Source organism: Alloalcanivorax venustensis (genome assembly GCF_047495515.1).
GTDB lineage: Bacteria > Pseudomonadota > Gammaproteobacteria > Pseudomonadales > Alcanivoracaceae > Alloalcanivorax > Alloalcanivorax venustensis.
Genome location: NZ_CP179934.1, coordinates 2,217,939 through 2,241,057, shown reverse-complemented (window position 1 = coordinate 2,241,057; position 23,119 = coordinate 2,217,939). Strand labels below are relative to the sequence as shown.

Here is a 23,119-nt window from a genome sequence, read left to right as displayed (position 1 = left end):
CACCGAAAGCGGCTATTGATAGCAGAGCCGGGCGCCCAAGGAAAGGACCGAAACGCTCAGCCGCCTCCGCGCGCCTTGGTCCGGCCCGTGGCCGGCGCCGCCAGCGGGTCCTCCGGCCAGGGGTGTTTCGGGTAGCGGCCACGCAGCTCCTTGCGCACCTGCCCGTAACCGTTGCGCCAGAAGCCGGCCAGATCGGCGGTGATCGCCGCCGGTCGCCCCGCCGGGGTCAGCAATTCGGCGGTCAGCGGCAGGCGCCCCTCGGCCAGCGCCGGCAGGCTTTCCATGCCGAAGCATTCCTGCAGTTTCACCGCCAGGCGGGGCCCGCCCTCGGCTTCGTAATTGATGGTCACCGCCCGCCCGGAGGCCACCGTGACCCGCTCCGGCAACCGCCGTGTCAGCTCGCCGGCCTGGCCCGGCCCCAGCCGCAGCTTGAGGGCGTCGAGCAAGGGCAGGGTTTTCAGATCGCGCAGGGCGCGGCGGCCGGCCAGGAACGGCAGCAGCCAGGTCTCCAGGTCGGCCAGCAGGGTGTCGTCGTCCATGGCCGGCCAGTGCTCCGGCTCAAGCCGGTGCAGCCAACCCGCCCGCGCCCGCCACTGGCGGGTGGCCTCGGTCCACGGCAGCACCCGCAGGCCCTGCTGGCGCACGCCGTCCAATAGCCCTTGCTCGACCTGGGCCGGTGACGGCGACGGCAGCGGCTGGCTCTCCACGGTAATGGCGCCCACTCCGTAGCGGCGCTCCGCCCTGACCTTCTGCAATTTATCGTCCCAGGCCACCTGGTCCCGCCACTCGGCGTGCCGGGCCAGCAGCGCCGGCACCTCCGGCGGCCCCAGTGCCCAGGCCAGCCGGATCACGGCATCGCGGGGGCGGCCGTCGGTGTCCAGCACTACCAGCCATTCCCGCCCGGCCAGGGGCGAGCCCGGCGGCAGCCGGGCACCGCTGCCGTCGGCCAGCAGGTAACGGTCTTCCTCACCGTCCCGGCGCCGTGCGATCCGATCGGGGAAGGTGTCGGCGAGCAGCGGGCCCAGCGCGCCGTCCGGCGCCGAACCGTCCTTACGGTCGCCGTTCAGCCGGGCCAACGCCCGCTGAAGCAGCGGCCAGTCGCCGGGGCGCGCTGTGAAACGGCGCAGCCGCTCGGCCAGGTCCACCTGGCGGTCCAGGCCCGGCATCCGCTCGCTGAGCAGCACCGCCACCCGGGCGGCGCTGGCGGCCAGGCCCGCGTCGCGGCCGCGCACCACCAGCGCGGCCAGCTCCGGCGCCAGCGGCAGGTCGTTGAGGCGCCGCCCCAGGTCGGTGATCGCATCCTGCCCGTCCAGGGCGCCCGGCGCGCGCAGCCGCTGCACCGCCGCCCGCCACGGCCCCGCCGGCGGCGGGTCCAGCCAGAATAATTGATCGGGGTCGCGGCACCCCCAGCGGGCCAGATCCAGCACCAGGCTTTCCAGCCCTGTCTGGTGGATCTCCGGCTCGATATGCCGGGCCAGCACCTCTTCCCGCGCCCACAGCCGCACGCAGCGGCCCGGGCCCAGCCGGCCGGCGCGGCCGGCGCGCTGGTCGGCGTTGGCCTGGCTGATACGGCGCGTCACCAGACGGCTGCGGTGGCGGCGCGGGTCATAGCTGGGGCGCCGCTCCAGACCGCTGTCCACCACCACGGTGACGCCTTCGATGGTGACACTGGTCTCCGCCACATTAGTGGCCAGCACCACCCTCGGCCCGGACGGCGCTTCCAGCACCGCCGCCTGGGCATCGCCGGCCAGGCGCCCGTGCAGCACCTGCACCGGCATCGACACCGACAACCGCTCGCGCAGCCGCTCGATCTCGCCCACCCCGGGCAGGAACACCAGCACCGTGCCCTCCCCGGCCAGCGCCTCCACCTGGCGGGCGCAGTGATCCCAGACATCCTGATCGCGGCCCGGCGGCGCATGGCTCACCTCCACCGGGAACACCCGCCCCTCACTGCGCACCGTGGGCAGGGCCAACCCTTCGGCCAGCGGGCCCACATCCAGCGTCGCCGACATCACCAGCAAACGCAGGTCCTCGCGCAGCGCCTGACGCACCTCCTGCACCAGGGCCAGACCCAGGTCCGCCTGCAGGGAGCGTTCGTGGAACTCGTCGAACAGCACCGCCGCGTAACCCTCCAGCGCCGGGTCGTTACTCAGCATCCGGGTGAGCACGCCCTCGGTGACCACCTCGATGCGCGTCGACGCGCTCACCCGGGTGTCCAGCCGGGTGCGGTAGCCCACGGTGTGCCCCACCGGTTCACCGAGCTGCCGCGCCATGAACCCGGCCACCGCCCGGGCCGCCACCCGGCGCGGCTCCAGCACCAGAATCCGGTCGTCGCCGCGCCAGGGCGCGTCCAGCAGCGCCAGCGGCACGCGGGTGGACTTGCCGGCGCCGGGCGGCGCCTCCAGCACGGCGCCGCCCTGCTCTTCCAGACAACGGCACAGCTCCGGCAGCACGGCGTCCACCGGCAGAGAAAAATATCGGGGGTCAGTCATGGCGACATCTTATCGGAAATGGCGCTTGCTCTCTCCAGAAAGCCCGCCCCGGGATCGGGTGGGCCCATCCAGGACACGCCACGAGTACGTCCATGTAGGCTCGGCCGCGGCGGCGGACCGCTTTGGCCATCCCTGGCCAAACACGGTCCTGGATGGGCCCACCCGATCCCGGGGCTCCTTGGGAGATTCACCGCCAAGGGGGCTAAGAAATGAGGATTGTGGGAGCGGGCCTTGCCCGCGAACGGGAGTGAAGCTCCCGGCAGGATGCCAGAGACCTTTCTAACGGCAGCAGAAAACAGCGTCTCTGGAATCCTGCCGGCCGGCAAAGCCGGCCTTTCGCTTGCAAGGCAAGCTCCCACAAAACTCACGCTTCGTAGAATGTTCCGGTGCCAGCGATGACCCGGAGCGTCAGAAGCTATCCCCGGAGCGGGTCTGTGTTATTGCCCTTCCGGGACCCTGGAGGACAGGACGTCCGACAGGGAGCCTACAGGGACGTACTCGCGGCGTTCCCGGAAGGGCAATAACACAGACCCGCGCCCCCGGCTGGAGAGAACTTTCCCGTAGCCTCGGGAGGTGCGTTTATTGTCTATCCGCCGGACCCTCAAAAAGGAGCGGTACCGCTTCCTGAGCTCTGTCCTCGCCAAACCGGTAGCAGTCGTCGAGCGCCAGAACGTAGTACTCCAGGCCGCGTTGGGCGGCGGCGAAGGCGCGCTGGCGGGCGGGTTGGTCCGTGACCAGGCGCTTGACCAGCTCCATGGCCTCGTGGGGGTGGGCGTCGTCGTAGCTGGCGTGGGCGCGCAGCCAGGCCATGGTGTGGCGGTTGATGGTGGCGCTGCCTTGCTCGGCGTAGTGCTTCATGCCGCTGACCACACGCTGGCTCCATTCGCCGGTGGCCCATTCGATGGCCAGGTTGGTGGCGGCGATGCTCTCTTCCAGGGTGCCCTGGTGGCCGGTGGCCCACAGGAACTGGTTGACCGCGTCCATGGCCGCCGGTGGACGGGTGCGTTCCAGGCGTTCGGTGTCGAGGCCGAAGCCGGCGGCCCAGTCCTGGTACCAGTAGGCGTGGCGCTGCTCGATCTTGATGTTGCCGATCAGCCAGTTTTTGGTCTCTTCGTGGCCGGGGTACAGGCCGGGCCGGGTTTTCGCCAGGGCCAGGCCCATGTATTTGGGGAAATTCTCCACCAGCGGGTAGAAGTGCAGCAGCGCGTCGCGGAAGCGGCCCAGGGAGAGCGAGCCGTCGCCCATTTCCACGAACAGGGGGTGGCGGGCGACGCGGTCCTTGAGCGGGACCAGCGCGTCCCAGAACCGTTGCGCCCAGGGGGCGTGTTCGGTGAGCGTCAGCGCTTGCTTGTAGCGGGCCACGGCCATGCTGTTCTCCTTGTTATTCAGCGTGCCAGCCAAGAGCCTACTGCGCTCTCCGTGGCGATGCCAGCGACGCCAGCACGGCGCGGCGACGGCGCCGCAGGGCGGCCAGGTCGGCGGCGCCGGGGGCGCCCTGGTCCCGGTAGGCGAGATGCTCGAACAGGTGGCGCCAGTGCCCGGCGGCCCCGGCCGCGGACGGCCAGCGCCGGGTCACCGCCGCTTCCAGCTGGGCGGCGGAGACCGTGTCCGGGGCGCGCAGGCCGCGCTGGGCCAGGGCGCGGTGCAGCCGGGCGAACTCGCGCTCCAGGGGGCTGACCGGGGTGTCCCGGCGGCGGCTGAGCACCAGCAGCCCGAGCACGGCGCTGAACACCAGCACCACGCCGAGCAGCGCCAGCCCGACACGCAGCGGCGTTACCGCGCCGAGCAGGCGCTCCAGCAGATCGCGCTGGGACTGCTGGCGATAGCCGAGCACCCATTTCTGCCAGTTGAAGTCCACGTAGTCGGCCCACTGCTGCAGCTGGAACAGCACCGGCAGGCGGTTGAGGCCGTCGAAGTCACCGCCGGCGCCGTCGGCGGCGCTGTCGAAGGCGCCGCGCAGGCCCAGCTCGACGCGCTCCGGGGCCACCGCCGCGGTGGGGTCCACCTGCACCCAGCCCTGGCCGGGCAGCCACACTTCCGCCCAGGCGTGGGCGTCGTATTGGCGCACCTGCAGGTAGTCGCCGGCGTTCATTTCGCCGCCCTGGTAGCCGGCCACCACCCGGGCGGGGATGCCGGCGGCGCGCATCAGGAAGGTGAAGCTGGAGGCGTAGTGCTCGCAGAAGCCCTGGCGGGTGCCGAACAGGAATTCGTCGACGGTGTCGCCAGCGATGCGCGGCGGCTCCAGGGTGTAGAAGAACGGCTGCTCGCGGAAATAGCCGAGCGCGGCCTGCACCAGGGCGCCGTCGTTCCGGTGGCGCTGCCGCCAGCGCTGGGCCAGGGCACGCGCCTGGGCGTTGCCCTCTTCGGGCAGGTCCAGCATCAGCCGCCGTTCCGCGTCGCCGAGGGCCGGCACCGCGCCGGTCACGTCCACGCTGCGCACGTTGTAGCTGAAGGCGCCGTTGACCGGGCCGTCCGCCACCAGCCGGAAATCCCGCGCCAGGGCGTTGCCGTCGAAGTCGGTGAACGGCACCGCCAGGGCGTACAGCCAGCGCTGCCGGGAGGGCTCCATGATCACGCGGTAGCGGTAACCGGTGCGGTCGGCGGCGGCATTGATCAGGGCGCGGTACCAGTCCGGCGACGGCCCGCGGCCGCCGTAGAACAACTGGTCACGGTCCCAGCCGGGCGGGCTGGCCTGGCGCCAGGTGGTGCCGTCGAAGTAGCTGTAGGTGAGGCCGCGCCAGTAGCGCTCCCGGGGCGGTGGCGGCTCGCCCTCGAACTGGACCCGGAACGCCAGCTCGCTGGATTCGGTGAGGCGGCTGACCTGCCCCGGCGACATGCTGTCGCTCATGCCGGTGCGCGCCTGACCGCTGTCCAGCTGCATGTTCCACAGCGGCGCGATGCGCGGCACCAGCACGAACAGGGCGATGGCCAGCGGCAGCGCCTGCAGCACCATCACCGCCGCCACCGACAGGTGCTGGCGGCGGCGGGCGTGGGTGTCGCTGTAATTGATGCCCGCCAGGCTGGCGGTGAGCAGAATCAGGCAGCCGATCACGTAGAGCGCCATGGCCGGCCCGCGGTGGAACAGCAGAATGGTGGCGCACACGAAGTAGCCGAGCACGATCAGCACATAGGCGTCGCGCTTGCTGACCAGTTCCAGGTATTTGAGCGCGAACAGGCTGGTGATCAGCGCGGTGCCCGCCTCCGGCCCGTGCAGACGGCCGAAGCTGTAGAAGGTGGCGGCCACGGTGGCCACCAGCAGCACCAGGCGCAGGATGCGCCCGGGCAGCACCAGCCGCTGGCGGTCCATCAGGGCACGCCAGCCCAGCACCAGGGCGAGCAGCCCGGCCTGCCACAGGGGGCCGCCCCACAGTTGCGGCAGCGACGCGGCGATGATCGCCAGGGTGAGCCAGCCGCGGGCGTGGCTGGGGATCTGGTAGATGCGCGCCATCAGTGCGCCTCCGTGTCGCCGTGACGGGCCAGCAGGTTGAGGGCCCGCAGACGCTGTTCCTCGCCCTGCCCCGGCGGCAGCTCGGCGCCGGGCAGCGCCAGGGCGAAGGGCCGGTTCTCGCGGCTCAGCCGCTGCACCCAGAAGCACAGGATCGACAGACGCCGCTCCACCGGCACGCCTTCCAGGCGGTCATAGCGCAACCACAGGCGGCCGCTGGCGGGCTCCTCGAACAGTTTGACGTTGAGCCCCCGGCCGCGGGCATAGCCTTTCCAGTCCACCTGGCCCAGGGAGTCGCCGGGCACATAGCCGCGCAGGCCCTGGAATTCCTCGCTGCCGCTTTGCCCGGCGCTGGCCACCTGCCGCTCCCGGTCACCGCCGTCGGCGGGACAGTCGTGGCTTTCCTGGGGGCGCGGCCAGGCCAGACAAACCTGATCCAGGGACACCAGCGACCAGCTGCGCAGCAACCCCAACGGGTAGCGGCTCTCCACGCGCAGACGCGGCGGCCGGACGCGGCCCCGCCGGCTGAGCGGCAGGTTCAGCCACAGGGCACTTTCCTCGCCGGGCTCGACGCTGATCTCCTGGGCCGGCTGGTCCAGCCAGCGCAGCCACAGCGCCCGGTGCGGGCGCCGCTGGGCGACCAGCACCACTTCCACGCTGCCCTGCCCGCCGACGAAACCGGAGCGGCTGGCGCCGGCGCGCAGGGACAGCCCGGACAAATTGCGGAAGGTGTGCAGAATGGCCACCAGAAACAGGCTGACCATCAGAAAACAGAGGCCGAGAATCAGGTTGTTCTCATAGTTGATGCCGCCGAAGAACAGCAGCACGGACACCAGCAGATAGAGGAAACCGTAGCCGGTGGGGAAAATAAAAATGCGCCGCTGGTCGAGCTGCACCTGGCGGGCCCGGGGAAGCCGGCGGTCGAGCCAACGCTGCCAGGCTTGCTTGAGCACGGCGTCCCTCCTCAGGTTCGACCGACTAGTGGCGCACCACCGGCACGGTTTGCAGCAGCGCCTGGGTCATCGCCGACACCTGGCCCCCTTCGCGGGGCTGCAGCCGGTGCTCGGCCACCGAGGGCCACACCGCCTGCACGTCCTCGGGCAGCACGTAATCGCGGTCGTGGACCAGCGCCCAGGCGCGGGCGGCGCGCAGCAGGCCGAGGCCGGCGCGCGGCGACAGGCCGGTGACCAGACGATCGTCGGCGCGGGTGGCTTCCAGCAGCCGCTGCACATAGTCGAGCAAGTCGCGGGTGGCGCGCACCTTGCCCACATGGGCGATCAGTTTCACCAGGCCGCTGGGCTCGATGATGGGTTTCAATTCGCGCACCGCTTCGCGCAGGTCGCCGCCGGCCAGCAGGGACAGCTCCACGTCCGGGGACGGGTAGCCCAGGGAAATGCGCATCAGGAAACGGTCGAGCTGGGATTCCGGCAACACGAAGGTGCCGGCCTGGGTCACCGGGTTCTGGGTGGCGACCACGAAGAACGGCGACGGCAGCGGCCGGCTGACGCCGTCCAGGGTGACCTGTCGCTCTTCCATGGCTTCCAGCAGCGCGCCCTGGGTCTTGGGGGTGGCGCGGTTGATTTCGTCGGCGAGCAGAAGCTGGCTGAACACCGGCCCCTCGCGCAGACTGAACTGCTGGCTCTCCGGATCGAACACCGAAACGCCGAGAATATCGGCGGGCAGCATGTCGCTGGTGAACTGCACGCGCCGGTAATCGAGGCGGAACACCCGCGCCAGCGCATGGGCCAGGGTGGTCTTGCCCATGCCGGGCAGGTCCTCGATCAACAGATGGCCGCCGGCGAGCATGCAGGCCAGGGCCAGTTTCAGTTGTTCCGGTTTCCCCAGTAGCACGCTGCCCACCTGGGCCAGTGCTTTATCCAAAGCCTGCATAACACCCCTTTATTGGCGACACGCTTCAAGTTTTTATTCGAAGCCGAGCGCTTTGATGCCGAGCCCCAGGTCGTTCTTGAGATCGCCGACGTCTTCCAGCCCCACCGCGATGCGGATCAGATTTTCGCTGATGCCGGAACGTTGTTTTTCTTCCTCCGCCACGCGCCCGTGGGTGGTGGTGGCCGGATGGGTAACGGTGGACTTCACGTCGCCCAGGTTGGCGGTGATGGAGAGCAGCCGGGTGGCGTCGATAAAGCGCCAGGCGGCCTGGCGGTCGCGCCGGCCGTCGCTGTCTTCCACTTCAATGGCGATCACCGCGCCGAACGCTTTCTGCTGGCGCTCGGCCAGGGCTTTCTGCGGGTGGCTGTCGAGGCCGGCATAGTGCACCCGGGCAATACCCGGCTGCTGCTCCAGCCACTGCGCCAGTTGCAGGGCGTTTTCCGAATGCGCCTTCATGCGCAGGCCCAGGGTTTCCAGACCCTTGAGAAACACCCAGGCGTTGAACGGGCTCATGCAGGGGCCGGCGGAACGGACGAACCCGTGGATCTCCTTGAGGATCTCTTCGGGACCGACCACGGCGCCGCCCAGGCAACGGCCCTGGCCGTCCAGATATTTGGTGGCGCTGTGAATCACCAGGTCGGCGCCCAGTTCCAGCGGTTTCTGCAGCGCCGGAGTGCAGAAGCAGTTATCAACGATCAGCAGCGCGCGGTTGTCGTGGGCCAGTTTGGCCAGCGCTTCGATGTCGCCCACTTCCGAGAGCGGGTTGGACGGCGTTTCCAGATACAGCAGCTTGGTTTCCGGGCGAATCGCCGCGCGCCACTGATCCAGATCGTTCAGATCGACCAGGGTGGTGTCGATGTTGAACTTCTTCAGATAGCGGTCGTAGATCACATTGGTGGTGCCGAACACGCTGCGTGAACTGATCACGTGATCGCCGGGCGCCAGCAAGGTGAAGAAGGTGCTGCTGATCGCCGCCATGCCGGAGGCCAGCGCCACGCAGCTTTCGCCGCCTTCCATGGCCGCCAGGCGTTGCTCGAAGGAACGCACCGTGGGGTTGGTGAAACGCGAATAGACGTTACCCGGCTCCTCGCCGGAGAAACGGGCGGCGGCCTGGGCGGCACTCTCGTAAACGAAGCTGGAGGTGAGGAAGATCGGATCCGAGTGCGACATTTCATCGGTGCGCAACTGCGCCCAGCGAATCGCCAGGGTGTCGGTATGCAGGTCGCGGGGGTCCGGTGTGTCGCTCATCGTTACCTCGGTGCGGGGCGGCCGGGCCGCCCCTGGTTCAGTTGGAGTTATGCAGGTCGATCACTTCGTTGTCCGCCAGGGCGCGGGTTTTTTCCCGGCTTTTCTTGGCGTCGTCGTTACGGCGCGTTTCCAGATCGGACAGATACTGGCCGTCGATATTACCGGCCAGATAGTGGCCGTTAAACACCGAACAATCAAACTCCTCGATGTCCGCGTTGCCTTCCTGGCAGGCGCTGACCAGATCTTCCAGATCCTGGTAGATCAGCTTGTCCGCGCCGATCAGCTGACAGACTTCGTCGTCGCTGCGGTCGTGGGCGATCAGTTCGCCGGCGGACGGCATGTCGATGCCGTACACATTGGGGTATTTCACCGCCGGCGCGGCGGAGGCGAAATACACCTTGCGGGCGCCAGCTTCACGGGCCATCTGGATGATTTCGTGGCAGGTGGTGCCGCGCACGATGGAGTCGTCCACCAGCAGCACGTTCTTGCCGGAGAATTCCAGCTCGATGGCGTTGAGCTTCTGGCGCACCGATTTCCGCCGCTGCTGCTGGCCGGGCATGATGAAGGTGCGGCCGATGTAGCGGTTCTTGATGAAGCCTTCGCGGTATTTCACGTTAAGCCGGTTGGCCATCTGCAGCGCCGAGGTGCGGCTGGTGTCCGGAATCGGGATCACCACGTCGATGTCGTGGTCCGGCCACACGCGCTCCACTTTTTCCGCCAGCTTTTCGCCCATGCGCAGGCGCGCCTTGTAGACGGAAATATCGTCGATGATGGAATCCGGGCGGGCCAGATAGACCTGCTCGAAGATGCAGGGCGTGAGCTTGGGCTGATCGTGGCAGGAACGGGTGTGCAGCTCCCCTTCCGACGTGATGTAGATCGCCTCGCCGGGGGCCAGGTCGCGCACCAGTTGGAAGCCCAGCGACGACAACGCCACCGACTCCGACGCCACCATGTACTCGGGGCCGTGCTCGGTCTCTTTCTTGCCGAAACAGACCGGACGAATGCCGCGCGGGTCGCGGAACGCCAGGATGCCGTAGCCGGTGATCATCGCCACCACCGCGTAGGCGCCCTCGGCGCGCCGGTGCACCGCGGACACGGCGTCGAAGATGTCGTCCGGCTCCGGGCGCAGCTTGCCCTTGCCGCGCTCGTGCAGCTCGTGGGCGAACACATTCAACAGCACTTCGGAATCCGAGGTGGTGTTGATATGGCGCAGATCGGAACGATAGAGGTGCTCGGCGAGCGCCTCGGAATTGGTCAGGTTGCCGTTATGGGCCAGGGTCAGGCCGTAGGGCGAGTTGACGTAGAACGGCTGCGCCTCCGCGGAGCTGGAGCTGCCGGCGGTGGGGTAACGCACGTGACCGATGCCCATGTTGCCGACCAGGCGGCGCATGTGGCGGTTGCGGAATACGTCCCGGACCATGCCGTTGTCCTTGCGCAGGAACAGCCGGTCCCCGTCGCAGGTGACGATGCCGGCGGCGTCCTGTCCCCGGTGCTGAAGAACCGTCAAAGCGTCATAAATCGCCTGGTTGACGTAGGAGTGGCCGACAATGCCAACAATGCCGCACATTTGCGTATCCTCGAGCTAGCTAAGCTTAGCTTCCGCTGACGTTCATAAGATAAGCGATCAGATCCCCGGCGAGACGGCGGGTCCAGTCCTCCAGCATGGCGAAATGCGGGACCAGAAGCGACTCGCGCCACCAGGCATCCTCGCTGAACAGATGGTGGCCCAGGGCCACCAATACAACCACCACCAGGGCGCCGCGCAAGGCGCCGAACACCATGCCCAGCAAACGGTCGGTGCCACTCAGGCCGGTCACGCGGATCAATTCACCGAGCAGGTGATTGATCAACGCGCCCACTATCAGGGTGACAGTGAACAACAGACCGAAGGCGACGGCCAGGCGCAGGCTGGGCGTCTCGATGGAATCGGCCAGGAGAACCTCCAGGGCCGGGCTGAACAGGCGGGCGACGATGAAGGCCGCCACCCAGGTGAGCAAGGAAAACGCTTCACGCGTGAAGCCACGACGCACACTGATCAGTGCCGAGGCGGCGATGATAAACAGAATGATGCCGTCTGCCAGATTCATGAACACGCGCGTGGTTAAAACAGGCCCGCGATTCTATCAGAGCGCCCGGGGCGGGCACAGGGCTTTATCGGCCCGGAATCGCTAAGGCACAAAGGAACGCACCAGCCCTTCCAGGGCGAAGGCCTTGTCGTCGGCCAGCCGCTGGCGCAGGGCCTCGGCCCGTTCGCGCTTGATCTCCGGGCCCACGAACACGCGCTGCCAGGTGTTGCCGTCCTGGCGCACTTCACGGTGATAGGCGCTGTAGTCGGCCTCGCGCAGGCGCGCCACCAGCGCCTGGGCGTTGGCCACGTCGCTGAAACTGGCCACCTGCACGGTGAAGCCGGGTTGCGGGGCGTCCTGGGCGGCGGGTTGCGGTGCTTCTGAAGGCTCTTCATCCGCTGACGGCTCTTCCTCCACCACCGGAGGGGCCACCCGCGGCTCCGGTTCGGCGGCAGCCACCTGTTGCTGCTCTTCGTCGATCTGACGGTCGGTGGCGGCCTGCTCTTCCTCGCTGACCACCGGGGCGATGTCCGGCTCGCTGATGCGCGGCGCTTCCGGGATCGACATATCCAGGGCCAGGCGTACCTGTTCCGGCGTGCGCAGTACCAGCGGCGCCAGAATCGCGGCCAGCAGCAGCAACAGCAGCAGGCCGATCACACGTTGGCGAGTTCGCAAATGCACCGCTAGTCTCCCTGATCCATGGCGTTCAACGCCTCGGCGACGGTAAAGAAAGAGCCCAGAACCAGCACCTGATCGCCGGCGCCGCTGTCCGCGACGGCCTGATCCAGCGCCGCCGCCACGCTGTCGAAACGGTGCGCCAGGGCGCTCTCGGGCAGCGCCCGGGCCAGCCGCCCGGTGTCCGCCGCGCGGCTCACCGCCGGGCGCGCCAGATACCACTCATCCACGTCGGCGGCGAACAGCGCCACCACCGCTTCCACCGGTTTGTCGGTCATCATGCCCAACACCAGGCGCCGGCGGCCGGCGTGGGCGGGCAGCCGCCCGCGCAGCCGGGTCAATGCTTCCAGATTATGCCCCACGTCGAGCACGCACTGCACGCCACGGTAACGGCGCACCTGGCAGCGGCCGACGAGACCGGTATCCGCCACCTGGTGGGGGGCGTCGTCCGCCGGTGGGAAACCGGCGGCCACCAGCGCCTGGCAGGCGGTGGCCAGGTTGTCCGCGCCCAGGCGCGGGGGCAGCGGCAATGGATAATGGCGTTGCCGTTGGCCGTCGCGGATCGACAAGCGGGCGGCCTCCACCTGGAACTCGCGGCCGGCGCGCAGCGGCACCGCCTTGAGGCGATCCAGTTCGGCGTCCAGGTTGGCGGGGGCGTTTTCCTCCCCGTACACCAGGGGCCGCCCTGCCCGGCCGATGCCGAGTTTCTCCACCGCCACTTTTTCGCGGGTGTCACCCAGCCAGTCGGTGTGGTCCAGGCCCACGGAGGTGACCACCGCCACGTCCGCGTCGACCAGATTGACCGCGTCCAGGCGGCCGCCCAGCCCCACTTCCAGAATCGCCAGGTCGGCGCCGCTGTGGCGGAACAGCCACAGCGCCGCCAGGGTGGTGAATTCGAAATAGGTCAGCGCGGTGTCGCCGCGGGCGGCGTCCACCTGCTCGAAGGCGGCGCACAGGGCGTCGTCGTCCACCGGGCCGTCGGGCAGCGTGATGCGTTCGTTGAAGCGTTGCAGATGGGGGGAGGTATAGACGCACACGCGGCGGCCGGCGGCGGCCGCCAGGGCGCGGGTGAGCGCCACCACCGAGCCCTTGCCGTTGGTGCCGGCGACGGTGATCACCGGCATCGGCAGGCTGGCCGCGCCGAGCGCCTCGGCCACCCGGCGCACCCGCTCCAGGCCCAGCTCGATCTCACTGGGGTGGAGTTTTTCAATGCGCGCCAGCCAGGCGTCCAGGCCGACGCTCATAGTTCGGCGGGTTCGGCCAGCGGCGCCCCGGTCAGATTGGCGAGAATGCGGTGCAGGGTGTCACGCATGTGCTGACGCTCGACGATCATGTCGATGGCGCCGTGCTCGAGCAGGAATTCACTGCGCTGGAAGCCTTCCGGCAGTTTCTGCCGCACGGTCTGCTCGATCACCCGCGGGCCGGCGAAGCCGATCAGCGCGTTGGGCTCGGCCACGTTGACGTCGCCGAGCATGGCCAGCGACGCGGACACGCCGCCGTAGACCGGATCGGTGAGCACGGAGATAAACGGCAGACCCGCTTCGCGCAGACGTTCCAGCGCGGCGGAGGTCTTGGCCATCTGCATCAGGGAGAACAGCGCTTCCTGCATGCGCGCCCCGCCGCTGGCGGCGAAACAGATCAGCGGCGTTTTGTGTTCCAGGCAACTTTCCACCGCGCGCACGAAACGCTCGCCGACCACCGAGCCCATGGAGCCGCCCATGAAGCGGAATTCGAACGCCACCGCCACCACCGGCAAATCGTGGAGCTTGCCTTTCATGGCGATCAGCGCGTCCCGTTCCTGGGTCTCCTTCTGGGCCGCCACCAGGCGGTCCTTGTACTTCTTGGAGTCCTTGAACTTGAGCCGGTCCACCGGCGCCAGATCGGCGCCGATTTCGCTCATCGGGCCGTCGTCCAGGAACATCTTCAGCCGCTTGCGGGCACCGACGCGCAGGTGGTGCTCGCATTTCGGGCACACTTCCAGATTGCGTTCCAGCTCCGGACGGTAGAGCACACTGTCGCAGCGCGGGCACTTGCGCCACAGACCCTCGGGAATGGTGCTGCGCCGGGTTTCCTGCGGGCGACGCACCGCGGGGAGGATCTTTTCCAGCCAGTTATTGCTCATCAGTCGGACCTCGTACGCTCAGCGCTCAGCGTTTACTGTTTATCCATGGCGGCACGCATGTCGGCGAGAATCGCCGCCACCGCGGGGGCGATGCGATCCGGGGTATCCACGTTTTCGGCGGACTGGTTGACCAGCGCACTGCCGACCACCACGCCGTCGGATACCTGGCTCACCGCCCGTGCCGATTGCGCGTCTTTGATACCAAAGCCCACGCCAATGGGCAATTGGGCAAGGTTGCGAATTGTTTCAACGCGGCGCGCCACTTCCTCCACGTTGAGGCTGGCGGAGCCGGTCACGCCTTTCAGCGACACGTAATACAGGTAGCCGCTGGCGGCGCCGGCGATGCGGCTGATCCGCGCGTCGGTGGTGGTCGGCGCGATCAGGAAGATCAGATCGACGCCGCGCGTCTTGAACAGCGGCGCCACCTCGTCGCACTCCTCCGGCGGCAGATCCACCAGCAGCACGCCGTCGACACCGGCGTCCACGCAGGCGTCGGCGAAGCGCTCATAACCCATGATCTCCACCGGGTTCAGGTAGCCCATCAGCACCACCGGCGTGGTGTCGTTGTCGCGGCGGAACTCGGTGACCATGGCCAGCACGTCACGCAGGCCGGTGCCGGCGGCCAGGGCCCGTTCACAGGCTTTCTGGATCACCGGGCCGTCGGCCATCGGGTCGGAGAACGGCACGCCCAGTTCGATCACGTCGGCGCCCGCCTCCACCATGGCGTGCATCACCGGCACGGTGACCGCCTTGGTCGGGTCGCCGGCGGTGATGTAAGGAATCAGGGCCTTACGCTGCTGCTCCTTGAGAGTGGCGAAGCAGGCTTCAATACGACTCATATCCTTCCCCGATCTTAAAAATGAATGCCGTCGATTTCCGCCACGGTGAGGATGTCTTTATCCCCGCGGCCCGACAGGTTGATGACGATGTCCTGGTCGGCGTCCATTTGCGGCGCCAGCTTACGGGCATAGGCGAGCGCATGGGCGGATTCCAGCGCCGGCATGATGCCCTCGATGCGGGTCAGCTCGCGGAACGCGGCCAGGGCCTCGTTATCGTCGGCGGACACGTAATGGACCCGGCCGATGTCCTTGAGCCAGGAGTGCTCGGGGCCCACCCCGGGGTAGTCGAGGCCGGCGGACACGGAATGGGTCTCGATGATCTGACCGTTGTCGTCTTCCATCAGGTAGGTGCGGTTGCCGTGCAGCACACCGGGACGGCCGGCGCTCAGCGGCGCCGCGTGGCGGCCGGTGTCGATGCCGTCACCGCCGGCTTCCACGCCGTACATGGCCACGTCCCGGTCGTCGAGGAACGGGTGGAACAGGCCGATGGCATTGGAGCCGCCGCCCACGCAGGCGACCAGGGCGTCCGGCAGCTTGCCGGCCTGCTTGAGGCTCTGCTCGCGCGCCTCGCGGCCGATCACGGACTGGAAGTCGCGCACCAGCATCGGGTACGGGTGCGGTCCCGCCACGGTGCCGATGATGTAGAAGGTGTCGTCCACGTTGGTGACCCAGTCGCGCATCGCCTCGTTCATGGCGTCCTTGAGGGTGCGCGAACCGGAGGTCACCGGCACAACGTTGGCGCCCAGCAGCTTCATGCGATAGACGTTGAGGCGTTGGCGGCGGATGTCTTCCTCGCCCATGAACACGTGGCACTCCAGGCCCAGGCGCGCGGCCACGGTGGCCGAGGCCACGCCGTGCTGGCCGGCGCCGGTTTCCGCGATCACCCGCTTCTTGCCCATGTGCTTGGCGAGCAGCGCCTGGCCGATGGTGTTGTTCACCTTGTGGGCGCCGGTGTGGTTGAGATCCTCGCGCTTGAGCCAGATGCGGGCGCCGCCCAGCTGTTTGGTCCAGCGCTCGGCCAGATACAGCGGCGAGGGCCGGCCCACGTAATGGGCCAGGTCGTAGTCGAAATCCGCCTGGAACTGGGGATCGTCCTTGAGGCGCCGGTACATGACATCCAGCTCGTCGAGGGCGGCCATCAGGGTTTCGGAGACGAAGCGTCCGCCGAAGCGTCCGAAATGACCGTTCTGATCGGGAAATGCCTTGTAATCGGGCCCACTGCTTTCAGAAGACTGTGTCACCGAATGCTCCTCGTCATGGTGCCTGCCAGTTTGAATAAAGGGGTCAGCCGCGCGCCGCGCGTATGAACGCGCTCACCGCGCCGGGGTCCTTGATGCCGCCCTGCCGGCGGCCGTCGACGCCGAGGACCTCCACGCCGCCGCTCACGTCCACGGCCCAGGGCCGTACCCGCCGCACCGCCTCGGCCACGTTGGCCGGGTCCAGGCCGCCGGCGAGCACCAGCGGCAGGGAGGGATCGGCGGGCAGCCGGTCCCAGTCGAACCGTTCGCCGGTGCCGCCGGGCACGCCGGGCACATAGCTGTCGACCAGCAGACCGCGGGCGCCGGCGGCGCCGTAGCGGTCCGCCTCGGCCCGGGGGTCCACCCCGTCACGCATCCGCAGGGCCTTGATCCAGGGACGCTGGAAAGCGGCGCAGTATTCCGGCGATTCATCGCCATGGAACTGCAGCATGTCCAGCGGTACCTGTTCCAGCAACGCGGCGATCTGCTCCGGCGGTGCGTCCACGAACAACCCCACGGTGGTCACGAACGGCGGCAAGGCGGCGACGATGTCGGCGGCCTGACGCGGGCTCACGTAGCGGGGGCTGGGCGGGTAAAACACCAGGCCGATGGCGTCGGCGCCGGCCCGCGCCGCGTGGCGCCCGTCGTCCGGCCGCGTGATGCCGCAAATTTTGACCCGGGGTATGTTCATTCGTTACCTATGATAACAGACCGTGGTGTTGAGGGCGTCAATTATGGGGCATCGGCACCGCCGCCGTCAGCCGCGTTCAGCGTGGTCAGCCACAGCGGGCCCAGCGGCGGACGCGGCAGCACGAACGGCTCCGGGTAGCCGATGTCGACCAGATACAGCCCGAACGGCGGCGCGGTGACGCCGCCCTTACGGCGGTCGCGGGCCTCAAGCACTTCACGGGCCCACACCGGCGGATGCTTGCCGGCGCCGATGCTCATCAGCACGCCGGCCATGTTGCGCACCATGTGCATCAGGAAGGCGTTGCCCTCCACTTCCAGCACGATCAACGGACCCTGCCGGTGAATATGAAAGCGGCTGAGGGTTTTCACCGGTGACTTGGCCTGGCAGTGCACGCTCCGGTAGGAGGTGAAATCGTGGGTGCCGACCAGGTGACGGCTTGCCTCGATCATGGCGTCCACGTCCAGCGGCCGGTAGTTCCAGGTCACCTGGCGGCGGAACAGCGCCGGCGGCGCGGCGTGGTTATAGATCACGTAGCGGTAACGGCGCCGGTTGGCTTTGAAGCGGGCGTGGAAATCGTCCGGCACCGCTTGCGCCCACTGCACCGAGACGTCGTCGGGGAGAAAGCGGTTGGCGCCCATCACCCAGCTCTTCATGCTGCGGTCGGCGTCGGAATCAAAGTGGCAGACCTGGCCGGTGGCGTGCACGCCGGCGTCGGTGCGGCCGGCGCAGATCAGCGCCACCGGGTGGTTGGCCACCCGCGAGAGCGCCTTTTCCAGTTCTTCCTGGACGGTGCGCACGCCGGATTCCTGGGTCTGCCAGCCGTGGAAACCGGCGCCGTCGTATTCCACCGCCACTGCGATTCGCGTCATCAAGCCGTCCTAGCGGTCCGTAAAGCGAGCATTAAAAAGGGGGCGATACCTTAAGGCATCGCCCCCCGAACCGCCAGAGACGGCAACCGGTCGGTCTCAGCCGACGCGGGCGAGCAGCTCCTTGGCTTCGCCCTGCTGCTCTTCGCTGCCTTCGCTGAGCACCTCGTTGAGGATGTCCCGGGCGCCTTCCGCGTCGCCCATGTCGATATAGGCGCGGGCCAGATCCAGCTTGGTGGCGTTTTCGTCGGTTTCACCCAGGAAGTCGAAGTCATCGTCGTCGCCGAGCATGTCGTCGCTCACCTCACTGGTGTCCGCGGGCGGCGTGGCGGCCGTTTGCGGCTCGGGCTCGTATTCCGCCGCCGGCGCGTCGTCTTCCCCGGCGTCGTCCAGTTCGAGATTCAGGTCGTCGAGGTCATCGGCGCCGGCATCCGGTTCGGTGCGCGGCGACGACGGCGCATCGTCTTCCAGGCTGAGATCGTCCAGGGACAGTGCCGTGTCGTCGTCTTCCAGGGACAGATCGGCCAGTTCGTCGCCGGTGTCTTCCCCGGGCGAGGCTTCAGCCGGTGCCGGCGCGGGCTCGTCGACGCCGGTGCGGTCGTCGGTGAGCGACACATCCAGATCATCGAGTTCGAGGTCGTCGAAGTCGCCCAGGTCGTCGGCGCCACGCTCCGTGGAGGTGTCGCCATCGTCGTTGCCGGCGGGCGTTTCGGCGCTGTCCAGCGCGGCCAGCTCGTCATCGGTGAAGGCCACGTCGCCGTCGCTTTCGAAATCGTCCTCGAGGGAGAACGCCAGGCCGTCGTCTTCATCGTCGCCGGCGCGGTCATTGCCGTCGTCGAGTACCAGATCGTCCAGCTCCAGTGGCGTCTCGTCGCGAAGCGGCCGGTTTTCCGGCTCTTCGTCCTCGAGGGTGAAGTCGAAGTCGTCCAGTTCCAGGCTGTCGTCCTGGTCGGTCTGTTCGGTTTCGGTCTGTTCCGTATCGGCCTGCTCGGATTGCTCGCGGCCGGCGGCGAAACCGGCCGCGGCGCCGGCCCCCGCCGCGGTGGCGGTGGCGGCATGGGAATAGCCGTCGCTGTCGTCCGGCTGATCCGACAGGTCGGACGCCAGATCCAGTTCCAGATCGTCCAGGGACAACTCCTCGTCGCCGCTGTCCGCGCTGGACGCGACGTAGGCGTTATCACCGTAATCGTGCTCGCCCGGATCGCCGCCAAGCCGTTTGATGGCGGCGTCCACCGCCGGACTGGTGCCGGCGAACGCGGTGGCCTGCTGGTGGAAACCGCGCTCGTCGTTGCTTTCGTGCAGCAGTTCCAGCAGGCGGATTTTCAGATCGCCGCGCTCCGGCGCCTGATTGATTTCATTACGCAGGAAGTCCACCGCCTGGGGGTACTGGCCGTAGGCCACATAGACGTCGGCCCGCTCCATCGGATCCATCTCGTCATCGGCGAGATCCTCTTCCAGGTCGGCGTCGTCGTGGGCGGCGGTTCCGGCCATCACCGGGGCTTCGAAATCGTCACCAAACCCGTTGTCGTCCTCTTCGTCGTGCTCGTCGCCGGCCGCGTTTTGACGGCGGCGCAGCGCCAGCAACAACAGAAGCAGCAAAACCGCCAGAGCGGCGCCCACATACAGCAGGTTGTCGCGAATCAGGCCGACGATACCGCCGCCGCTGTCCGCCTGATCGGCGTTGGCCGGGCCGGAGCCCGCCTGATCCGCGGAGGCCGGCTCCGGCTTTTCGGGCGGGGTCACGGTGGCGGTGCGGTCATCACCGCCGCCGCCCTGATCCGGCGACGGCCCGTCGCCGCCGCCGTTCTGGCCCGGCGCGCCCAGCGCCGGTGCCGCGTCGTCGTCATCGCCAGCCGCGCCCGGCTGGTCGCCGGCGGCGTCGGCGCTATCGGTGCCGTCCGTATTTTCGGCGCCGCCGCTGTCCGCGCCGCCGGTGTCGGCGGTCATGTCGGGGGCGCTGTCCGCCGCCGGCTCGGGCTCTTCCAGCAGTGACGGGTCCACGTCCAGGTCCTGCTCTTCACGCAGCCGGCGCAGTTCCGCCTGCAGCGCGGCGATCTTCTCGCTGCGCATTTCCAGCAACTGCTGGCTGGTGCTGACCTGCTCGTCCAGCGCGTCCAGACGGCTGCGCAGCTCGCTGTTTTCGCGGTTCAGGCGGTCCAGATTTTCGTCGCGGATCGCCAGCTCGTTCTGCAGCGCGGCGGTATCGGCGTCGCCACTGCGGCCGCCGGTGGCGTCGCCGTCGCGCACGCCGCCCTCGCTGTCCGGGCTCACCAGAGTGACCTGGCCCTGACCGTCGTCGCCGCCGGCGACCTGATCACTGCGGTCGCGGCCGGTGGCGTCGATCGGCGCCCGCTGCGGCTGGCCCGCCGCCGGCTCGGGGCGCATGCCCCGCCATTCGCGGTTCTGCGTGGCCACCCGGGACAGGGCTTCACGGCTGGACACACGGCGCACCTGCTGCTCGGACGGAATGCGCAGCACCGCGCCTTCGCGCACCAGGTTCACGTTGTCATTGATAAAGGCGTCGGGATTGCGCTCCTGGATCGCCAGCATCATCTGCTGTACGGACACATCCGGGCTCGGGCGCTGCTGCCGGGCGATGCGCCACATGGTGTCGGATGCCCCGACCCGGTAAGTGCCGCTGTCGCGTTCGGCCACTTCGCCGGCGCCGTCGCCGGGAGCCTCCGAGGGGGCCGGGCGGGTTTGCGGGCGCGTGGCCGGTTCGGCGGGGCGCTGGCGAGCCGGCTCGGAAGCGGGCTCGGGCCGGGTGGCCGGGCGTGGCGAGGGTTCGGAAACCGCGGGCTGCAGGCTGTCGCCGTCGTCCGCGTAGCTGGGCGGATCCAGCAGAACGGTGTATTCCCGCATCAGGCGGCCGGTGGGCCAGAGGAATTCCACCAGGAAATTAAGATAGGGTTCGCGTACCGGCTGACGGGAGCGGATGTGCAATACGCCGCTGTCGCCGCTCACGTCCACTTCGAACTTCAGATCGTTGAGGAAGTAGCCGCGGTCCACACCGGCGGCGTCGAACGCCTCCTGCGTGGCCAGGTTGGCGAGAATTTCGTCCTCGGACAGGCCGCCCAGATCGTGCAGTTCCACGGTCATGTCCAGCGGCTCGTTCAAATACGAGTTCAGCTCGTACTCACCCACCCCCAGTGCAGCCGCCAGCCCGGGCGCCATGGTCGCCAGAGCGATAAAGCCTATCCCAAGTTTTCGGAGCATTGATCGAACCCTTTACTTATTATCTTTCCCCGCCCTCTCAGCCGGCAGGCCGCCAAAATTATCCCGATGCGGTCTTTGAATGCCAAGAATCGCTATCGTGATTGTGCAGGAAATTACACCGGACACCTAGAAACTGCGTCACATAATCTCGGTAAGTATCCATTACAGATAGTCTTTTAGCAACTTCTCGACCAGCAGCACCGCGTTGTAGGCGGCGCCGGTTTTAATATTATCGGCCACCGTCCAGAAGCTTAAATCACCCTGCCCGTCGATGTCCTCGCGAACCCGTGCAATTCGCACGCCCAGGTCGGCGCGGATCTGCCGTACCGGGGAGGCGCCGTCGGCTTCGTCGTCGGCGTCCATTTGCAGCCCGGGGGCGTCCTGCCAGCAGGCTTCGGCCTGCGCCAGGGTGATCGGCATGGTGCCCTGCACCACCACGGTCTGCGACAGGCCGTGGAACACCGGCACCTGAACACAGCTCACGTCCACCGCCAGTTGCGGCTGGCCCAGAACCCGGCGCGCCTCCAGCATCAGTTTCAGCTCTTCGCTGGTGTAGCCGTTATCCTGACGGCGGCCGGCCATCGGCAGCATATTAAAGGCGTACTGGGACTCCGGCCCTTCGCTGGCCTCCAGGCCGTTCAACAGCCGCGCGCTCTGGCGCGCCAAGCGCTCCACGCCGACCCGTCCGGATGACGACGCACTCTGCATCTGCGTCACCGTGACCCGGGTCAGATCGCCCAGCGCCATCAGCGGTTTCAGCGCCAGCAGCAGCTGCACCGTGGCGGCGTCGGCGGCGGCCACGATGTTGCGTTCGCGGGCGGCGCCGAGCTGTTCGTCGTTGACCCCGGCGACCAGCAACGGTACGTCGGGCTCATAGCGGAACGCCGGCGACAGATCCAGCACCAGCGCGCCGGCGTCGGCGGCGCGCGGTGCCAATTCCTGGGACACCGCCGCGCCGGCGGCGAACACCGCCAGCTGCACCCGTGAGAAATCGAAATCCTCGGCTTTCCGTACCTGCAGGGATTTTTTACCCACGCGCAGGCTCTTGCCTTCGCTGTTTTCCGAGGCCAGAACGAACAACTCGCCCACCGGCAGATCCCGATGAGCGAGTTGTTCGAGAATGGCCTCGCCCACCAGACCGGTGGCGCCCACCAGGGCGAGGTCAATACTCATCAGTGCTCCAACAAAATGCGCAGCATGCGGCGCAGCGGTTCCGCGGCGCCCCACAACAGCTGGTCACCCACGGTGAAGGCGTTCAGGTATTCACCGCCCATGTTCAGTTTGCGCAGGCGCCCGACGGGTACCGTCAGGGTGCCGGTCACCGCCGTGGGGGTGAGGTCGCGCAGGGTGGCTTCCTTCTCGTTGGGGACCACTTTCACCCAATCGTTGGCCTGGCCGATCAGATCATAGATCTCATCCAGCGGCACGTCCTTCTTGAGCTTCACGGTGAGCGCCTGGGCGTGGCAGCGCATGGCGCCGATGCGCACGCAGGTGCCGTCCAGGGGGATCGGGTGGTCGCCGCGGCCGAGAATCTTGTTGGTCTCCGCCTGGGCTTTCCACTCTTCCTTGCTCTGGCCGTTTTCCATTTCCTTGTCGATCCACGGCAGCAGCGAACCGGCCAGCGGGAAGCCGAAGTGTTCGTGGGGCATGCCGTCGCCGCGCATGGTGGCGGCCACCTTGCGGTCGATGTCCAGAATCGCGCTGGCCGGGTCGGCCAGTTCCGAGGTCACGTCGCCGTGGATGGCGCCCATCTGGGCGATCAGCTCACGCATGTGCTGGGCGCCGGAGCCGGACGCGGCCTGGTAGGTCTGGGCGCTGGTCCACTCCACCAGGTCGGCGTTGAACAGGCCGCCCATGGCCATCAGCATCAGGCTCACGGTGCAGTTGCCGCCGACGAAGTCCCGGGTGCCTTTGTCCAGCGCCTGATCGATCACCTTGCGGTTGACCGGGTCCAGCACGATGACGCTGTCGTCGGACATGCGCAGCGCCGAGGCGGCGTCGATCCAGTAGCCTTTCCAGCCGGCTTCGCGGAGCTTGGGGTACACCTCGTTGGTGTAATCGCCGCCCTGGCAGGTGACGATCACGTCCAGGGCTTTCAGTTCATCCACGCTCTTGGCGTCGCCCAGGGGCGGAATGTCCTTGCCCACGTCCGGGCCGGGCTGGCCCACCTGGGAGGTGGAAAAGAACACCGGTTCGATGTCCTGGAAATCATTTTCCGCGCGCATGCGGTCCATCAATACGGAACCGACCATGCCGCGCCAGCCGATAAAACCGACTTTATTCATTGAGACGAATCTCCTGAAAGGCCGTTGCCCTTCTCTATGAATGGAT

General features: G+C 67.9%; 18 protein-coding genes. All 18 read right to left on the bottom strand.

Features of this window, described 5'->3' with window-relative positions:
- Window positions 1-56 precede the first annotated feature (56 nt).
- A complete protein-coding gene (hrpB, locus tag ACMG4O_RS10495; protein ID WP_414433767.1) occupies window positions 57-2,492 on the bottom strand; it encodes an ATP-dependent helicase HrpB in 2,436 nt (811 codons plus the stop codon).
- A gap of 579 nt (window positions 2,493-3,071) precedes the next feature.
- Entirely contained in the window at window positions 3,072-3,860 is a 789-nt protein-coding gene (locus ACMG4O_RS10490) for a TenA family transcriptional regulator (RefSeq protein ID WP_414433766.1), read from the bottom strand.
- Window positions 3,861-3,897: 37 nt separating this feature from the next.
- The gene (locus ACMG4O_RS10485; protein WP_414433765.1) at window positions 3,898-5,940 is read right to left on the bottom strand and encodes a transglutaminaseTgpA domain-containing protein; all 2,043 of its coding nucleotides are present in this window, start codon (window positions 5,938-5,940) and stop codon (window positions 3,898-3,900) included.
- Window positions 5,940-6,890: a DUF58 domain-containing protein gene (locus ACMG4O_RS10480; protein WP_414433764.1), complete on the bottom strand. Its 951-nt coding sequence runs from the start codon at window positions 6,888-6,890 to the stop codon at window positions 5,940-5,942. The genes ACMG4O_RS10485 and ACMG4O_RS10480 overlap by 1 nt, the downstream gene beginning before the upstream one ends.
- A 25-nt stretch (window positions 6,891-6,915) precedes the next feature.
- On the bottom strand, window positions 6,916-7,827 hold the full coding sequence (locus ACMG4O_RS10475) for an AAA family ATPase (RefSeq protein WP_142949275.1): 912 nt from the start codon (window positions 7,825-7,827) through the stop codon (window positions 6,916-6,918).
- 33 nt (window positions 7,828-7,860) lie between these two features.
- Window positions 7,861-9,075, bottom strand: coding sequence for an O-succinylhomoserine sulfhydrylase (locus ACMG4O_RS10470; protein ID WP_414433763.1), 1,215 nt, complete (start codon window positions 9,073-9,075; stop codon window positions 7,861-7,863).
- Window positions 9,076-9,112: 37 nt separating this feature from the next.
- Window positions 9,113-10,642, bottom strand: a complete 1,530-nt coding sequence (purF, locus tag ACMG4O_RS10465) for an amidophosphoribosyltransferase (RefSeq protein ID WP_142949277.1) — start codon at window positions 10,640-10,642, stop codon at window positions 9,113-9,115.
- A gap of 25 nt (window positions 10,643-10,667) precedes the next feature.
- Window positions 10,668-11,162 (bottom strand): CvpA family protein, encoded by a 495-nt coding sequence (locus ACMG4O_RS10460; protein WP_067605387.1) that lies wholly within the window; start codon window positions 11,160-11,162, stop codon window positions 10,668-10,670.
- 81 nt (window positions 11,163-11,243) lie between these two features.
- A complete protein-coding gene (locus ACMG4O_RS10455) occupies window positions 11,244-11,822 on the bottom strand; it encodes an SPOR domain-containing protein (protein ID WP_414433762.1) in 579 nt (192 codons plus the stop codon).
- Between the two features lie 2 nt (window positions 11,823-11,824).
- On the bottom strand, window positions 11,825-13,060 hold the full coding sequence (locus ACMG4O_RS10450; protein ID WP_414433761.1) for a bifunctional folylpolyglutamate synthase/dihydrofolate synthase: 1,236 nt from the start codon (window positions 13,058-13,060) through the stop codon (window positions 11,825-11,827).
- Window positions 13,057-13,938, bottom strand: a complete 882-nt coding sequence (gene accD / locus ACMG4O_RS10445) for an acetyl-CoA carboxylase, carboxyltransferase subunit beta (RefSeq protein WP_142949280.1) — start codon at window positions 13,936-13,938, stop codon at window positions 13,057-13,059. Before accD ends, ACMG4O_RS10450 begins: the two co-directional genes overlap by 4 nt.
- A 32-nt stretch (window positions 13,939-13,970) precedes the next feature.
- Window positions 13,971-14,777, bottom strand: a complete 807-nt coding sequence (trpA, locus tag ACMG4O_RS10440; protein WP_142949281.1) for a tryptophan synthase subunit alpha — start codon at window positions 14,775-14,777, stop codon at window positions 13,971-13,973.
- A 14-nt stretch (window positions 14,778-14,791) separates the two neighbouring features.
- Complete coding sequence (gene trpB / locus ACMG4O_RS10435; RefSeq protein WP_142949282.1) at window positions 14,792-16,018, bottom strand: tryptophan synthase subunit beta; 1,227 nt, start codon at window positions 16,016-16,018, stop codon at window positions 14,792-14,794.
- Window positions 16,019-16,061: 43 nt separating this feature from the next.
- Window positions 16,062-16,706, bottom strand: coding sequence for a phosphoribosylanthranilate isomerase (locus ACMG4O_RS10430; protein WP_414433760.1), 645 nt, complete (start codon window positions 16,704-16,706; stop codon window positions 16,062-16,064).
- 41 nt (window positions 16,707-16,747) lie between these two features.
- Window positions 16,748-17,575: a tRNA pseudouridine(38-40) synthase TruA gene (gene truA / locus ACMG4O_RS10425; RefSeq protein WP_194856694.1), complete on the bottom strand. Its 828-nt coding sequence runs from the start codon at window positions 17,573-17,575 to the stop codon at window positions 16,748-16,750.
- A gap of 96 nt (window positions 17,576-17,671) precedes the next feature.
- Window positions 17,672-20,788 (bottom strand): FimV/HubP family polar landmark protein, encoded by a 3,117-nt coding sequence (locus tag ACMG4O_RS10420; RefSeq protein WP_414433759.1) that lies wholly within the window; start codon window positions 20,786-20,788, stop codon window positions 17,672-17,674.
- A 162-nt stretch (window positions 20,789-20,950) separates the two neighbouring features.
- Entirely contained in the window at window positions 20,951-21,961 is a 1,011-nt protein-coding gene (locus ACMG4O_RS10415) for an aspartate-semialdehyde dehydrogenase (protein ID WP_142949286.1), read from the bottom strand.
- Window positions 21,961-23,073, bottom strand: a complete 1,113-nt coding sequence (gene asd, locus ACMG4O_RS10410; protein ID WP_194856696.1) for an aspartate-semialdehyde dehydrogenase — start codon at window positions 23,071-23,073, stop codon at window positions 21,961-21,963. Before asd ends, ACMG4O_RS10415 begins: the two co-directional genes overlap by 1 nt.
- Window positions 23,074-23,119: the final 46 nt, after the last annotated feature.

Excerpts from the sequence above, each read along its gene's own strand:
- ACMG4O_RS10415 (WP_142949286.1), bottom strand. The coding sequence starts at position 21,961 with ATGAGTATTGACCTCGCCCTGGTGGGCGCCACCGGTCTGGTGGGCGAG.
- accD (WP_142949280.1), bottom strand. The coding sequence starts at position 13,938 with ATGAGCAATAACTGGCTGGAAAAGATCCTCCCCGCGGTGCGTCGCCCG.
- ACMG4O_RS10450 (WP_414433761.1), bottom strand. The coding sequence starts at position 13,060 with ATGAGCGTCGGCCTGGACGCCTGGCTGGCGCGCATTGAAAAACTCCAC.
- ACMG4O_RS10430 (WP_414433760.1), bottom strand. The coding sequence starts at position 16,706 with ATGAACATACCCCGGGTCAAAATTTGCGGCATCACGCGGCCGGACGAC.
- truA (WP_194856694.1), bottom strand. The coding sequence starts at position 17,575 with ATGACGCGAATCGCAGTGGCGGTGGAATACGACGGCGCCGGTTTCCAC.
- ACMG4O_RS10490 (WP_414433766.1), bottom strand. The coding sequence starts at position 3,860 with ATGGCCGTGGCCCGCTACAAGCAAGCGCTGACGCTCACCGAACACGCC.
- trpA (WP_142949281.1), bottom strand. The coding sequence starts at position 14,777 with ATGAGTCGTATTGAAGCCTGCTTCGCCACTCTCAAGGAGCAGCAGCGT.
- purF (WP_142949277.1), bottom strand. The coding sequence starts at position 10,642 with ATGTGCGGCATTGTTGGCATTGTCGGCCACTCCTACGTCAACCAGGCG.
- hrpB (WP_414433767.1), bottom strand. The coding sequence starts at position 2,492 with ATGACTGACCCCCGATATTTTTCTCTGCCGGTGGACGCCGTGCTGCCG.
- ACMG4O_RS10485 (WP_414433765.1), bottom strand. The coding sequence starts at position 5,940 with ATGGCGCGCATCTACCAGATCCCCAGCCACGCCCGCGGCTGGCTCACC.
- ACMG4O_RS10420 (WP_414433759.1), bottom strand. The coding sequence starts at position 20,788 with ATGCTCCGAAAACTTGGGATAGGCTTTATCGCTCTGGCGACCATGGCG.
- ACMG4O_RS10470 (WP_414433763.1), bottom strand. The coding sequence starts at position 9,075 with ATGAGCGACACACCGGACCCCCGCGACCTGCATACCGACACCCTGGCG.
- ACMG4O_RS10475 (WP_142949275.1), bottom strand. The coding sequence starts at position 7,827 with ATGCAGGCTTTGGATAAAGCACTGGCCCAGGTGGGCAGCGTGCTACTG.
- asd (WP_194856696.1), bottom strand. The coding sequence starts at position 23,073 with ATGAATAAAGTCGGTTTTATCGGCTGGCGCGGCATGGTCGGTTCCGTA.
- ACMG4O_RS10460 (WP_067605387.1), bottom strand. The coding sequence starts at position 11,162 with ATGAATCTGGCAGACGGCATCATTCTGTTTATCATCGCCGCCTCGGCA.